Origin of the sequence: Cellulomonas sp. zg-ZUI22 (assembly GCF_017353535.1) — a bacterium.
GTDB lineage: Bacteria > Actinomycetota > Actinomycetes > Actinomycetales > Cellulomonadaceae > Cellulomonas > Cellulomonas wangleii.
In genome coordinates, this window is the sequence record NZ_JAFMUZ010000001.1 from 1,084,373 (window position 1) to 1,097,703 (window position 13,331).

13 protein-coding genes are annotated in these 13,331 nt (G+C 74.3%); 5 read left to right on the top strand and 8 right to left on the bottom strand.

What is annotated here, in order from left to right:
- Positions 1-18: 18 nt before the first annotated feature.
- From J1G43_RS04885 to J1G43_RS04905, 5 genes are all read right to left on the bottom strand, one after another.
- Complete coding sequence (locus J1G43_RS04885) at positions 19-792, bottom strand: HAD-IIA family hydrolase (RefSeq protein WP_207339341.1); 774 nt, start codon at positions 790-792, stop codon at positions 19-21.
- Positions 789-1,640: a VTT domain-containing protein gene (locus tag J1G43_RS04890; protein WP_207339340.1), complete on the bottom strand. Its 852-nt coding sequence runs from the start codon at positions 1,638-1,640 to the stop codon at positions 789-791. The genes J1G43_RS04885 and J1G43_RS04890 overlap by 4 nt, the downstream gene beginning before the upstream one ends.
- A 124-nt stretch (positions 1,641-1,764) precedes the next feature.
- Positions 1,765-2,868, bottom strand: coding sequence for a sugar kinase (locus J1G43_RS04895; RefSeq protein ID WP_207339339.1), 1,104 nt, complete (start codon positions 2,866-2,868; stop codon positions 1,765-1,767).
- Positions 2,869-2,918: 50 nt separating this feature from the next.
- On the bottom strand, positions 2,919-3,542 hold the full coding sequence (eda, locus tag J1G43_RS04900; RefSeq protein WP_207339338.1) for a bifunctional 4-hydroxy-2-oxoglutarate aldolase/2-dehydro-3-deoxy-phosphogluconate aldolase: 624 nt from the start codon (positions 3,540-3,542) through the stop codon (positions 2,919-2,921).
- A gap of 233 nt (positions 3,543-3,775) precedes the next feature.
- Entirely contained in the window at positions 3,776-4,570 is a 795-nt protein-coding gene (locus J1G43_RS04905) for an IclR family transcriptional regulator (protein WP_207378069.1), read from the bottom strand.
- A gap of 111 nt (positions 4,571-4,681) precedes the next feature.
- On the opposite strand from J1G43_RS04905, the gene J1G43_RS04910 reads away from it, so the two are divergent.
- Both J1G43_RS04910 and fbaA read left to right on the top strand, forming a co-directional pair.
- Positions 4,682-5,431 (top strand): TrmH family RNA methyltransferase, encoded by a 750-nt coding sequence (locus J1G43_RS04910; protein WP_207378070.1) that lies wholly within the window; start codon positions 4,682-4,684, stop codon positions 5,429-5,431.
- Between the two features lie 149 nt (positions 5,432-5,580).
- Complete coding sequence (gene fbaA / locus J1G43_RS04915; RefSeq protein WP_207370123.1) at positions 5,581-6,603, top strand: class II fructose-bisphosphate aldolase; 1,023 nt, start codon at positions 5,581-5,583, stop codon at positions 6,601-6,603.
- A gap of 115 nt (positions 6,604-6,718) precedes the next feature.
- Here the strand turns inward: fbaA and J1G43_RS04920 are convergent, their stop codons facing one another.
- Positions 6,719-7,033 carry an STAS domain-containing protein gene (locus tag J1G43_RS04920; RefSeq protein WP_307859476.1) on the bottom strand — a complete coding sequence of 105 codons (315 nt, stop codon included), beginning with the start codon at positions 7,031-7,033 and terminating at the stop codon, positions 6,719-6,721.
- A 261-nt stretch (positions 7,034-7,294) separates the two neighbouring features.
- Between J1G43_RS04920 and J1G43_RS04925 the strand changes: the two genes are divergently transcribed.
- Positions 7,295-9,376 (top strand): SpoIIE family protein phosphatase, encoded by a 2,082-nt coding sequence (locus tag J1G43_RS04925; protein ID WP_242635207.1) that lies wholly within the window; start codon positions 7,295-7,297, stop codon positions 9,374-9,376.
- Between the two features lie 74 nt (positions 9,377-9,450).
- Here J1G43_RS04925 and J1G43_RS04930 read toward each other — a convergent pair whose 3' ends face one another.
- Positions 9,451-9,816 carry an STAS domain-containing protein gene (locus J1G43_RS04930; RefSeq protein ID WP_207339334.1) on the bottom strand — a complete coding sequence of 122 codons (366 nt, stop codon included), beginning with the start codon at positions 9,814-9,816 and terminating at the stop codon, positions 9,451-9,453.
- A 222-nt stretch (positions 9,817-10,038) separates the two neighbouring features.
- Between J1G43_RS04930 and J1G43_RS04935 the strand changes: the two genes are divergently transcribed.
- Both J1G43_RS04935 and J1G43_RS04940 read left to right on the top strand, forming a co-directional pair.
- Entirely contained in the window at positions 10,039-10,455 is a 417-nt protein-coding gene (locus J1G43_RS04935) for a DUF3151 domain-containing protein (RefSeq protein WP_207339333.1), read from the top strand.
- Positions 10,456-10,665: 210 nt separating this feature from the next.
- A complete protein-coding gene (locus J1G43_RS04940) occupies positions 10,666-11,952 on the top strand; it encodes an adenylosuccinate synthase (RefSeq protein ID WP_207339881.1) in 1,287 nt (428 codons plus the stop codon).
- 30 nt (positions 11,953-11,982) lie between these two features.
- On the opposite strand, the gene J1G43_RS04945 is transcribed toward J1G43_RS04940, so the two are convergent.
- Positions 11,983-13,323: an MFS transporter gene (locus tag J1G43_RS04945; RefSeq protein ID WP_207370124.1), complete on the bottom strand. Its 1,341-nt coding sequence runs from the start codon at positions 13,321-13,323 to the stop codon at positions 11,983-11,985.
- Between the last annotated feature and the right edge of the window lie 8 nt (positions 13,324-13,331).

The following is a 13,331-nucleotide window of genomic DNA, read 5'->3' on the forward strand; positions in this document are numbered from 1 at the left end:
GGGCGGCCCGGACGCCCCTCAGACGAGCGCGAGCAGGTCCTGCACCGAGTCCAGCACCGCCGTGGGGCGGAACGGGAAGCGCTGCACGTCCTGCTCCCGCGTGGACCCCGTGAGCACCAGGTACGTGCGCAGGCCCGCCTCGATGCCGGCCACGACGTCGGTGTCCATGCGGTCGCCGACCATGACCGTCGTCTCCGAGTGCGCGTCGATCCGGTTGAGCGCCGAGCGGATCATCATCGGGTTGGGCTTGCCGACGAAGTAGGGCTTGCGTCCGGTCGCGGCCGAGATCATCGCGGCCACGGCGCCGGTCGCCGGCAGGTCGCCGTCGGCGCTGGGCCCCGTGACGTCGGGATTCGTGGCGATGAACCGGGCGCCGCCCTGGACCAGGCGGATGGCCTGCGTGATCGCCTCGAACGAGTAGGTGCGCGTCTCACCGAGCACGACGAAGTCGGGGCGGGTGGCGGTCAGCGTGTAGCCGGCCTCGTAGAGGGCGGTCGTCAGGCCGGCCTCACCGATGACGTACGCGGAGCCCCCGGGCATCTGGTCGGTGAGGAACTGCGCCGTCGCCAGCGCGGACGTCCAGATCGACTCCTCCGGCACGTCGAGCCCGGTGGCGGCGAGCCGCGCCCGCAGGTCGCGCGGCGTGAAGATCGAGTTGTTCGTGAGGATGAGGAACGGACGGCCGGCGGCCTTGAGCGCGTCGACGAACTCCGCCGCGCCCGGCAGCGCGGTGCCCTCGTGGACCAGGACGCCGTCCATGTCCGAGAGCCACGACCGGATCTCGCGGGTCATCGCTCGGTGCGCTCCGCCGCACCGTCGTCGACGACCTCCGTGCCGGCCTGCCCGTCCACGGGCGGCGTGGCGGCGTGGCCGAAGACCTCCCGCTCGACGGCCGCGCGCTCGACCGGCTCGTCGTAGTCGGTGTCGCGGCCCTCGACCGTCTCACCGGCCTTCTCCTTGCGGCGCGCCTTCCACAGCTCGAACACCACGGGCAGCACCGAGACGCCGACGATGAGGATCAGCAGGGCCTCGATGTTGTTCTTGATGAAGGAGAAGTTGCCCAGCCAGTAGCCCAGGAGCGTGACCCCGACGCCCCACAGCAGGGCGCCGATGACGTTGTACGACACGAAGTGGCGGTAGTGCATCTTGCCGACGCCGGCCGCGACGGGCGCGTACGTCCGCACGAAGGGCACGAACCGCGCGACGATGATCGTGCGGCCGCCGTACTTGTCGAAGTACGCGTACGTCTGGTCGATGTACTTCTGCTTGAAGAACCGCGAGTCGGGCCGGTTGAAGACCTTGGGCCCGAGCTTGCGGCCGATCACGTACGCGACCTGGTCGCCCGTGAACGCGGCGAGGAACAGCAGGAGGCACAGCACCCAGATGTTGAGCTGCAGCGAGTCCTGCGCGACGAGCGCCCCGGCGGTGAAGAGCAGCGAGTCACCGGGCAGGAACGGGAACAGCAGCCCGGTCTCGATGAAGACGACGGCGACGATGCCGATGAGCGCCGCGGTGCCGAACGAGTTGATGAGCTTCTCGGCGTCGAGGAAGTCCGGGCCCAGCGCGGGCAGCGGGCCGGCCGCCAGGGCCTGCATCGGGGCATCGGTCAGGGCGGCAGCGAGCACCGTCGTCGTCAGCATGGGTCCCAGCGTACGGCGCGCGACGTGGGCGGCGGCTGGTCCCCGGGTGCAGGACCCGTGCACGTCGGGCCGCCGGCGCCCCGGGCGCGGACGGTGACGGCGCTGGGCGGGCGTGGGGGCCGGGTCACCGGTCGACCCGCGCGCTGCCCCCGCCCGCCAGCTTGAGGACCTCGGCCTTCGTCACCATCGTGGTGTCGCCGGGCGTGGTCATGGCGAGCGCGCCGTGCGCGGCGCCGTACTCGACGGCGGTCGCCAGCGGCTGCCCGTCGAGCAGGCCGTAGATCAGCCCGGACGCGAACGAGTCGCCGCCGCCGACGCGGTCGAGGATCTCGAGGCGCTCGCGGTACGTCGCCTGCACGACCCCGGTGTCGCGGGACCACGCGATCGCGCCCCAGTCGTTGCAGGACGCCGAGTGCACGGTGCGCAGCGTGGTGCCGATGACCTGGAAGTTCGGGTACGCGGCGGCGGCCTGCTCGATCATCGCGGCGAACGCGTCGACCTCGATGGCGGAGATGTTCTCGTCGACGCCCTCGACCTCGAACCCGAGGGAGGCCGTGAAGTCCTCCTCGTTACCGATCATGACGTCCACGTGCTCGGCGATGCGCCGGTTGACCTCCTGGGCCGTCGCCTGCCCGCCGATGGCCTTCCACAGCGAGGGCCGGTAGTTGAGGTCGTAGGACACGACGGTGCCGTGACGCTTCGCGGCGGTCACCGCCTCGACGACGAGCTCGGCCGTCGTCCCGCTGAGCGCGGCGTAGATGCCGCCGGTGTGCAGCCAGCGCACGCCCAGGTCCCCGAACAGGTGGTCCCAGTCGACGTCGCCGGGCTTCATCTGCGAGGCCGCGGTCAGGCCGCGGTCGGAGACCCCGACGGCACCGCGGACGCCGAACCCGCGCTCGGTGAAGTTCAGGCCGTTGCGCACGCCGCGGCCGATGCCGTCGTAGGGCACCCACCGGATGAACGAGGTGTCGACACCGCCGGTGAGGACGAGGTCCTCGACCAGGCGGCCGACCTCGTTGTCGGCCAGAGCGGTGACGACGGCCGCGCGCAGGCCGAACGCGCGGCGCAGGCCGCGGGCGACGTTGTACTCGCCGCCGCCCTCCCACGCGCGGAACTGCCGGGCGGTGCGGATGCGGCCCTCGCCCGGGTCGAGGCGCAGCATCACCTCGCCGAGGGAGACGACGTCGTAGCGGCACTCGGCCGCGGGGCGGATGGGCAGGCTGCTCATGGGGTCCTCGGTCTCGTGGAGGTCGGCGTCCGGGGGCGGTGCGGCGCGGATCAGCGCCGGGTGAGGGCGACGGCCTCGGCGGTGAGGCGGGTGACGGTCGCGAAGTCGCCGGCACGCACGAGGTCCTTGCCCACCATCCATGAGCCGCCGACGGCGACGACGGCGGGCACGTCGAGGTACTCGTGGAGGTTCGCGGCGCTGACACCGCCGGTGGGGACGAACCCCACCCCGCCGAACGGGGCCGCGAGGGCGGCGATCGCCTTCGGGCCGCCCGACGTGCCGGCGGGGAAGAACTTCACGGTCGTCAGGCCGAGCTCGAGCGCGGCCTGGATCTCGGTGGCGGTGACCGCACCGGGCAGGGCGAGCACGCCGTGCTCCTGGCACCGCTCGACGACGGCCCGGCTCAGCCCGGGGGAGACGACGTACGAGGCGCCCGCCGCGACGGCCTGGTCGACCTGTGCGGCGGTCAGGACGGTGCCGGCGCCGACGAGCAGGTCGCCGCGCTCGCTCATGACGCGGATGGCGTCGGGGGCCGCGGCGGTGCGGAAGGTCACCTCGGCCACGGGGAGCCCGCCCGCGACGAGCGCGGCGGCGAGCGGCGCGGCGTCGGCGGCGTCGTCGAGCACGACGACCGGGACGAGCCGGGCGGCGGCGAGCTGGTCCAGGGTGTCCATCGCGGGTTCTCCTTCGAACGTGTTGCGCCTAGCGGAACGCTCGTGCCGCTGAGGGGAACACTGTCTCATGTCGGGGTCCACCCCGTCACCGGCGGGCGCGCCGCGGCACACCCGCCCGGGGGGCCGCCGCTGCGCGGGGGTGACCAGTGGTCGGTTCGGCGGTGCTCCGGGCCCGGGTGGGTGCTCCGGGACGACCAGCGGTCGACCGCAGGGGGTGGGACCGGCCGGCCGGCTCACGGGTGGGGGAGGGTGAGCCCGTCCGGCAGCAGGGGCGGCAGCACGCGCAGCACGGCGGCGTGCAGCTCCGCGACGCGTCCGGGCGTCATGCGCTCGACCGGGGCGGTGACCGACACCGCCGCGACCGCTGCACCCGCGCGCACGAGCGGCACCGCGAGGCAGCTGATGCCCGCCTCGTTCTCCTCGACCTCCGTCGCGTACCCCGTGCGGCGCGCCCGCTCGAGGACGTCCCAGACGTGCTCGGCGTCGACCTCGCCCGCCGTGAGGTAGCCGGCGAGCGCCGCGCGGTCGGTCCCGCGGTACGCCAGGAGCGCCCGACCGAGCGCGGTGGTGACCGCGGGGCTGCGGCGCCCGATCGCCGACCAGACGCGCACCGGGCGCTCGGGCTCGACCTTGTCGAGGTAGACGACCTCGCGCCCGCCGAGCACGCCCAGGTGGACCAGCTCGTCGACGTCCCGGCTCAGCGCCACGAGCGCGGGGTGCAGCAGCACGGGCAGGTTCTCGTCGCCGAGGTAGTCGTCACCCAGCCGCGTCGCCGCGGGGCCGAGCACGTACCGGCCGGACGGCTCCTGCGTCGCGAAACCGCGGTGGCGCAGCGCGGCGAGCGTGCGGTGCACGGTCGTCTTGTTCAGCCCCAGCCCCGACGCGAGCTCCGCCAGCCCGGTGCCGTGCGGCCCGGCAGCCGCCAGCGCCTCGAGCACCCGCAGCGCCCGGTCGACGGCCTCGACCGGTGACGCCCCCACGCCGACGGCGTCACCGGCGACCGGTGCCTCGTCCTGCGGGGGTGCCATGCCTGCAGCCTAGGAGCCCGCGGTCGCGAACCGTGGCGTGCGGACACGGCGCGCGCCACCGGGGCCGCGGTGCGGACCGCGCCGCGGGCGCCCGCGACTACGCTCGGCAGCATGCCGCGATCGGACGACCCTGCAGGTCAGGAAGGCTCCGTCGCGGGTGCGGCGCAGGCGGGCCCGGCGGTGGGCGGCCCGCCGGACGAGGTCGGCGTCGGGCCCTGGCCCGGGGGCCCGGCGGCCTGGCCACGGCTGCCCGGCACGGACCGCCTCGACCCCCGCTACGACCCCGAGCTGCTCGCGCACGGCGACCGGCGCAACGTCGTCGACGCCTACCGCTACCGGACGGTCGAGGCGATCGTGGCCGACCTCGACACCCGGCGGCACCCGTTCCACGTCGCGATCGAGAACTGGGCGCACGACCTCAACATCGGCTCGGTGGTGCGCACGGCCAACGCGTTCAACGCCGCGGGCGTGCACGTCGTCGGGCGTCGTCGCTGGAACCGGCGCGGCGCGATGGTGACGGACCGCTACCTGCACGTGCACCACCACGCCGACGCGGCGGCGCTCGCGGCGTGGGCCGCCGGCGCCGGGCCGGACGGCGGGCGCCTGCCGGTCGTCGGCCTCGACAACGTGCCCGGGTCGGTACCGATCGAGGGGTACGCGCTGCCGCGCGCGTGCGTCCTGCTGCTGGGGCAGGAGTCCACGGGGCTGACCGCCGCGGCGCAGGACGTCTGCGACGTCGTCCTGCACATCACCCAGCACGGCAGCACGCGGTCGCTGAACGCGGGCGCGGCGGCGGCGATCGCCATGCACACGTGGATGGTGCAGCACGTGACGCCGCCCGGCGGCGCCGGCGCGCACTGACGGCGTCGCGCTCCCGGGCGGTCCTCGGGCGCATGCACCACGACCTCTCCCGGGCCGGGCGACCTGGTCCCGGTGGACGTCCCGGAACGCTCGGGGCCCGGTGGTGGCAGACTCGTGTCGTACCGCACCCGAACATCAGGAGAGCCGCGATGCCCATCGCCACCCCCGAGGTCTACGCCGAGATGATCGACCGGGCGAAGGCCGGCAAGTTCGCCTACCCCGCCGTCAACATCACGTCGTCCCAGACCGTCACCGCCGCCATCCAGGGCTTCGCGGAGGCCGAGTCGGACGGCATCATCCAGGTCTCCGTCGGTGGCGCCGAGTACGCCTCCGGCTCGACCATCAAGAACCGCGTCTCCGGCACGCTCGCGCTCGCCGCGTACGCCACCGAGGTCGCCAAGAACTACGGCGTGACCATCGCGCTGCACACCGACCACTGCGTCAAGAAGAACCTCGACTCGTGGGTCCGCCCGCTCCTCGCCCTCGAGGCGGAGCAGGTCAAGCGCGGCGAGAACCCGACGTTCCAGTCGCACATGTTCGACGGCTCGGACATCCCGCTGGACGAGAACCTCGTCATCGCGGCCGAGCTCCTCGAGCTCTCGCAGGCGGCCCGCACGATCCTCGAGATCGAGGTCGGCGTCGTCGGTGGCGAGGAGGACGGCCACGAGGCCGAGATCAACGAGAAGCTCTACACCACGGCCGAGGACGGTCTGAAGACCGTCGAGGCGCTCGGTGCGGGCGAGAAGGGCCGCTACCTGACGGCCCTCACGTTCGGCAACGTGCACGGCGTCTACAAGCCGGGTGCGGTCAAGCTGCGCCCGTCGATCCTCGCGGACATCCAGCGTGAGGTCGGCGCGAAGATCGGCAAGGAGTCGCCGTTCGACCTCGTCTTCCACGGCGGGTCCGGGTCGACGGCCGCGGAGATCGCCGAGGCGGTCGACAACGGCGTCATCAAGATGAACATCGACACCGACACGCAGTACGCGTTCACGCGCCCGGTCGTCGGCCACATGTTCACCAACTACGACGGCGTCCTGAAGATCGACGGCGAGGTCGGCAACAAGAAGGCGTACGACCCGCGCGCGTGGGGCAAGCTGGCCGAGGCCGGCATGGCCGCCCGCATCGTCGAGGCGTGCCAGCAGCTGCGCTCGGCGGGCACCCGGATCTCCTGACCGGTGCGCTGAGCCTGCACGACGGCCCCGGTCCCCGCGAGGGGGACCGGGGCCGTCGTCGTCCGGGGCCCGACGTCACCGGCGTCGGGGCGACGCGTCAGGACGTGGGCTCGTGTCAGGACGTGGGCTCGACCGGCTGGAACGGGGCGTCGTCGTCGTCGACCACGTCGAGCAGCTCGCCGATGCGCGTCACCTCGAGGAGGAAGCGCACGGTGGGCGGCACGCGCAGCAGGCGCACGCGGTGCTCGCTGCGGATCGACAGCCGGGCGAGGAAGGCCACGCCCGACGAGTCCATGAACGTGACGTGGTGCGCGTCCACCTCGATCGGCAGACCACGCTGCTCCGCCTCTGCCGTGGCCTCCTGGAGCTCGGGGCCGAGGTCCGCGTCCACCTCGCCCGACAGGACGATGCGGGTGCGGTCGGTCCCCACGATGACCTGCACTGCGCCGGGTTCGCCGACCGTGACCGGGTCGGTCGGGTCCGCCGTGGCGGCATCCTCGTCGGCGGAAGGACTGTTAGCGTCTCGCACGATGCTCCTTCCGGGCGCTGGTGGGGCTCGCCGGGTTGGTCGAGCCGTCCATCCGTTCGGCACGCTAGACGATCGGAGGTGGTGGTGGTCAACTCCCACGCCACGGAACCGACGTCCGAGACTACGCCAGCGAACCGGGGGAACGGTCCGGTCGCCCTGCCGTTGACCGGTCCTGCGCCCACCGCGGCGGCGCTCGGGGCCGCGTTCGCCGCCACCGAGGTGCCCTACGCGGTGCTGCGTACGCAACCCTCGGGCATCCGTGTCGTGTGGGTCAACGACGCCCTCGCGCGTGCCGTCGGGTACGCGGCCGACACCATCGTGGGGCTCGACGTGCTGGCGGACCCGCGGGTGCGGCCGACCGACCCGGAGGCGGTGCGGGAGTACCGGCGCGGGCCGTCGACCCACCCGGTCGTGCTGCGCCGCGCCGACGGCGTGCACGTGCGGTGCGTGGCGCACGTCTCGGCCGTGCCCGCCGGTGCCGACGTCCCGCCCGGGACGCTCGTCGCGGGCGTGCAGGACCTCACCGCCGAGCTCAGCGCGTCCGCCGAGCAGGCGGCGCTCGTCGCCGAGGAACGTCGTGAGCGGCGCAGCCTGTCGCTCATCGCACGCGTGTCGGACCTGCTCATGGACGTGGACGAGCCCCACGGGCTGCGCGAGATCGCGGCGCTGCTGGAGTCCGAGGTGGTCGAGCGTGCCGACTTCTTCCTCTTCGACAACGGGCTGTGGGCGGCGGACGGGCTCGAGCCCGCCCGTGCGGGCGTCGCGCGCCACCACGGGCCGTCGGGCCGGATGCTGTCGCGGTGCCGGCAGGACCCGGTGGGCCGGCTGCTGGCCGGCACCGACGGCGACGTGCTGGAGCTGGACCTGGCGGCCGAGCACCCCGAGGGCACCTACGCGCAGTGGCTGTCGGCACGGCTCGCGTCGGACGACGCCGACGGCGACCAGCGGGTCGTCGTGCAGGTGGTCCCGGGCCGGCGACGGCCGGTCGGCATGCTCGTCGTGCGGCCCCGCGGCGGCGGGGGGACCGCCGCGCTGGACGCCTCCGAGCGCACGGTCGTCGAGCTGGTGGCGCGACGCGTGGGGCTGTCCATCGACAACGTGCGGCTGTACGACCGCGAGCACCGCCTGGCCGAGACGCTGCAGCGGGCGATGCTGCCGGAGCAGGCCGAGGTGGACGGTCTCGACGTGTGGACGTACTACTCGCCCAACTCCGACGACGTGCAGGTGGGCGGCGACTGGTACGACGTGCTGCAGATCGACCCGCAGACCGTCGGCGTGGTCATCGGGGACGTCGTCGGGCACGACGTCGAGGCGGCCGCCACGATGGGTCAGCTGCGCTCGGTCGTGCGGTCGTACGCGTTCGACATCACCACGCCGGGTCCGGTGCTGGACCGGGTCGACCAGCTGTTCGGCGGCATGCGGATCCCGCGGGCCGCGAGCCTGGTCTACTCCGCGCTGGTCCGCGGCGAGGGCGGCTGCTGGACGCTGCGCTACTCCCGCGCCGGGCACCTGCCGCTGCTGCACGTGCGCGACGGGCGCACCCGGCTGCTGCGCGGCACGGGTGGTCGGCTCGTCGGGTTCGGCGAGGGCGGGCGGGCGACGGACGAGGTCGAGCTCGCACCGGGTGACGTCGTCGTCTACTACACCGACGGGCTGGTCGAGCGTCGCGACCGCAGCCTGCGGGCCGGGCTGGAGGAGCTGGAGACGGTGGCCGCCGCCGTGACCGCGCGGGACGCCGCGGGCATCGGCGAGGACCTGCTCTCGCGGCTCGCGGACCACCCGGAGGACGACGTCGCCGTCGTGGTCCTGCGTGTGCCCGGCACCGACGACCACCTGGCGGGAGCCGTCTCGCCGCGGCGGCGGCGGTGGGCGCTGCCCAGCGAGCCGGCGTCGATCGGCCGGGCCCGCCACGCGGTGGTGCGCACCTGCCAGGCGTGGGAGATCCCCGACGCCGCCAACGCCGAGCTCGTGGTCTCCGAGCTGGTGGCCAACGCCGTCCTGCACGGCTGGGGGCACGTGGCCCTGCAGCTGTACGACACGGGCGACGGGCTGCGCATCGAGGTCGAGGACGCCAACCCGACCCCGCCGGTGACGACCGACGGTCACCCCGGCCGCGTGGGGGGCTTCGGCATGCAGATCGTCGAGCGGCTCGCCGACTGGGGGTGGCGGCAGTCGCGCGGCGGCAAGGTCGTGTGGGCGAAGGTGCGCCCGGGTTCACTGCCCGCGTCGGCGCGGCTCGCCTGAGGGCGGTCGCGCGGCGGGGGTCGCCGACCGGTCGTCCTGCAGGCGGGCCTTCGTGTGCCGGTCCGAGCTCGGGCTCAGGCGGGGGCGGGGGCGTCCTCGGGGGTCAGGGCCGCCTCGGCGCCCAGCTCGCAGCGGTGGTCCGCGTCGATGCGGAACAGCTCGAGCGCGCCGCAGATCTCCAGCACGAAGAGGTCCCGGTCGGCCGCACCGCGCAGCACCGTGGCGCCGCCGCGTCGACGCCCCGCGTCGGCCAGCGAGATGAGGAACGCCGCGCCCGTGGAGTCCATGAAGGTCACCCGGCACATGTCGATGACGAGCAGCTGACGGCGCAGCCCGACGACGCGCGCCGTCACCTCGGGGAACTGGTCGCGCTCGGCCAGGTCGAGGTCGCCCGCCACGACGAGGGTCGTGGTCGTGGACGATGTCGAGATCTCGATCATGGGTCCTGTGCTCCGTACCGACCGGGGAGGGGGGCGCGGGGGCGGGTACTGGTCGGCCGTTCGACTGTAGTCGCGGGTCCCGCGACGTGCGAGCGCACGCCCGGCTCGTCCCGGTTCGCCGGGCCGGTCCGGTCGTGCCCCGCGGGGTCCGCCCGAGCGTGCCCGGTCGTCGGTGCGGTGCCCGGCGACCTCCCGCCGCGCACCGCGGTGCACACTGGCGCCATGACCCACGAGAACCTGCTGGACGGACCGCCCCCGACGCTGCTGCCCGCCGACGGCGCCGACGCGACGGCCCGGGCCGCGCTCGCCGCGGGCACCGACCCGCGCGACGTCGTGCCCCTGGCGCCCGCGTCGTCCCTGGTCTGGGCGCTGCTCGCGGAGCGCGCGGCCGACCCCGTCACGGCCTACGCCTTCGCCCGCACCGGCTACCACCGCGGCCTGGACGCGCTGCGGGGCGCCGGCTGGCGCGGCCGCGGCCCGGTCCCGGTCGCGCACGAACCGAACCAGGGCTTCCTGCGGGCGCTGCTCGCGCTCGCAGGCGCCGCGGACGCGATCGGCGAGACGGCCGAGGGCGAGCGCTGCCGCACGTTCCTGCGGGACTGCGGCACGTCGGCCGAGGAGGTCGCCGCGCTGCGGTGAGCCGTCCGCGGCGGGCGGGCCGGGCCTGTTCGGGTCCCCGCCCGGAACCGGCCGGGGACCCGTCCCGACCGTGGCCGCGCGGCGCTCCGGTACCCTTCCCGGTGGTACGCGTTCACTGCCGCGCGTGCTGGGGTCACCCGCGCCGCGAGCCCGCTCGCGCCCGTCTGCGGGCTGAGCCGCACCGCAGGCAGCCTGGGAGTGGTGATCGTCATGCCGGCCGTCGTGGTGCTCGGAGCCCAGTGGGGTGACGAGGGCAAGGGGAAGGCGACCGACCAGCTCGGTGACCGCACCGACGTCGTCGTGAAGTTCAACGGCGGCAACAACGCCGGGCACACGGTCGTCATCGAGGGCGAGAAGTACGCCCTGCACCTGCTGCCCTCGGGGATCCTCACGCCGGGCGTGGTCCCGGTCATCGCCAACGGTGTCGTGGTCGACATCGAGGTGCTGTTCGAGGAGATCGACGCGCTGGAGGCCCGCGGGGTCGACACCTCGCGCCTGCTGGTGTCGTCGGCCGCGCACGTCATCGCGCCGTACAACCGGACGATGGACAAGGTCGCCGAGCGGTTCCTCGGCAAGCGCCGCATCGGCACGACGGGCCGGGGCATCGGCCCGACGTACGCCGACAAGATCAACCGCATCGGCATCCGCGTCCAGGACCTCTTCGACGAGGGCATCCTCCGCCAGAAGCTCGAGGGCGCCCTGGACCAGAAGAACCACCTGCTGGTGAAGGTCTACAACCGGCGCGCGATCACGGTCGAGGAGACCCTCGACGACCTGCTGCGCCACGCGGAGCGGCTGCGCCCGTTCGTGGCGGACACCCCGCAGTTCCTCAACCGCTCGCTCGACGAGGGCAGGACGCTCGTGTTCGAGGCCGGCCAGGCCACGATGCTCGACGTCGACCACGGCACGTACCCCTTCGTCACGTCGTCCGCGTGCACCGCGGGCGGGGCGTGCACGGGCTCGGGTGTCGGTCCGACCCGCATCGACCGGGTGGTCGCGGTCGCCAAGGCCTACACGACGCGGGTGGGCGAGGGGCCGTTCCCGACCGAGCTGCTGGACGTCGACGGGGAGTGGCTGCGGCAGACCGGCGGCGAGTTCGGCACCACGACGGGCCGTCCGCGCCGCACCGGCTGGTACGACGCGGTCGTCGTGCGCTACGCCTCGATGGTCAACGGGCTCACCGACCTGGTGGTCACCAAGCTCGACGTGCTCACGGGCCGTGAGCGGATCCCGGTCTGCGTCGCGTACGACGTGGACGGCCGCCGGGTCGAGGACATGCCGATCGACCAGAGCGACTTCCACCACGCCCGCCCGGTCTACGAGTACCTCGACGGGTGGTCCGAGGACATCAGCGGCGCGCGCGACTTCGACGACCTGCCCAAGGCCGCGCAGCGGTACCTCCAGTACCTCGAGGACGTGTCGGGCACGCGCATCTCGTCGGTGGGCGTCGGGCCGGGCCGCGAGGCGACGATCATCCGGCACGAGCTGCTGGGCTGAGCCCACCCCCGCGCCCGGCCCGCCGCGACGTCAGCGGGTCCCGGGCTGCGGGGCGGCGAGGTCCGCCGGCGTCACGCCGCGCATCGCGACCGCGAGACCGGCCGCGACGGCGAGCGCCGCGACGGTGGCTCCCACGAGCGTCGTGGCGATGCCCCAGCGCTCGGCGACGGCACCGCCGAGCAGGGCGCCGACGGGCATCAGGCCGAAGACCAGGGTCCGGGTGGCGCCGCCCGTGCGGCCGAGCATGTCGCGCGGGACGATGCGCTGGCGCACGGACTGGCTCACGACGTTGCCGATCGTGCTGAACGTGCCCATGACCAGCAGGGCCGCGCCGATCGCGACCGGGTGCGGCACGAGCACGGGCAGCGCGAGGGTGCCGAACGCGACCGACCAGGAGCCCACCATCGCGCGCACCTCGCTGGTCCGCGCGAGCACGGGGCCCACGAGCGCGGAGCCGAGGACGGCGCCGACGGCGGCGAGCGTGAGCAGCAGCGGGTAGACGGTCGCGGGCACACCGACCCGGGACCCGGGGCCGACGACCCAGAGCACGAAGACGGTGATGTAGGCGGTGCTGGTCAGGTTGACGAGCGCACCGGCGAGGACGAGCGGGCGCAGCACCCGGTGCCGCAGGACGAGCGCGAGACCGTCGCGCACGTCCGCCAGGGCGCGCCGGACGACCCCCGGCGTCTCCTCGCCGGACGCGCGCGAGGGTGCGTGGCTGTAGCTGCCCGGCAGCCCGCGCCACAGGACGAGGACGGCGAGGGCCGCCAGCCCTGCCGGTGCCCCGAACGCCCAGCCCGTGCCGAGCGCGAGCAGCGCCCCGGACGCGGGGGAGCCGAGGAACGTGTTGGCCACCTCCTGCACCGACACGATCCGGCCGTTGGCGGTGGGCAGCTGCTCGGTGGTGACGAGGTCGGGCACCAGCGCGTTGGCGGCGAGGTCGGCGAAGACCTCGGTCGTGCCGTAGGCGAGGACGATCGCGAGCAGCCAGGTGAGGGTCAGGCCGCCGCTGACGGCGAGCCAGGCCGCGCCGGCGAGCAGGACGGCCCGTGCGGTGAGCGCGACCACCTGGACGCGGCGTCGGTCGGTGCGGTCGACGACGACGCCGGCGACGATGCCGAGCAGCAGCCACGGCAGCCACGTCGCGGCGGTGAGCAGCCCGATCTGGCCCGGGGACCGGGTGAACCCGATGGCGACGAGCGGGACGGCGACCATGAGGATGCCGTCGCCGAGGTTCGACGCGCCGGACGCGACGAGCAGCGCGCGGAACCGCGGCCCCAGCCCTCGGTCGCCGGTGGTGGGGGCGGGAGGTGCGGCGGCGGGCGGGGGCGCGGGCGGTGCGTCCGGCGTCGTGGTGGCGGTGCTGTCCATCGGGACCT

Bases quoted from the DNA above. Each gene is read 5' to 3' on its own strand.
- J1G43_RS04885 (WP_207339341.1), bottom strand. From the start codon at position 792: ATGACCCGCGAGATCCGGTCGTGGCTCTCGGACATGGACGGCGTCCTG.
- J1G43_RS04890 (WP_207339340.1), bottom strand. From the start codon at position 1,640: ATGCTGACGACGACGGTGCTCGCTGCCGCCCTGACCGATGCCCCGATG.
- J1G43_RS04895 (WP_207339339.1), bottom strand. From the start codon at position 2,868: ATGAGCAGCCTGCCCATCCGCCCCGCGGCCGAGTGCCGCTACGACGTC.
- eda (WP_207339338.1), bottom strand. From the start codon at position 3,542: ATGGACACCCTGGACCAGCTCGCCGCCGCCCGGCTCGTCCCGGTCGTC.
- J1G43_RS04905 (WP_207378069.1), bottom strand. From the start codon at position 4,570: ATGGCACCCCCGCAGGACGAGGCACCGGTCGCCGGTGACGCCGTCGGC.
- J1G43_RS04910 (WP_207378070.1), top strand. From the start codon at position 4,682: ATGCCGCGATCGGACGACCCTGCAGGTCAGGAAGGCTCCGTCGCGGGT.
- fbaA (WP_207370123.1), top strand. From the start codon at position 5,581: ATGCCCATCGCCACCCCCGAGGTCTACGCCGAGATGATCGACCGGGCG.
- J1G43_RS04930 (WP_207339334.1), bottom strand. From the start codon at position 9,816: ATGATCGAGATCTCGACATCGTCCACGACCACGACCCTCGTCGTGGCG.
- J1G43_RS04935 (WP_207339333.1), top strand. From the start codon at position 10,039: ATGACCCACGAGAACCTGCTGGACGGACCGCCCCCGACGCTGCTGCCC.
- J1G43_RS04940 (WP_207339881.1), top strand. From the start codon at position 10,666: ATGCCGGCCGTCGTGGTGCTCGGAGCCCAGTGGGGTGACGAGGGCAAG.
- J1G43_RS04945 (WP_207370124.1), bottom strand. From the start codon at position 13,323: ATGGACAGCACCGCCACCACGACGCCGGACGCACCGCCCGCGCCCCCG.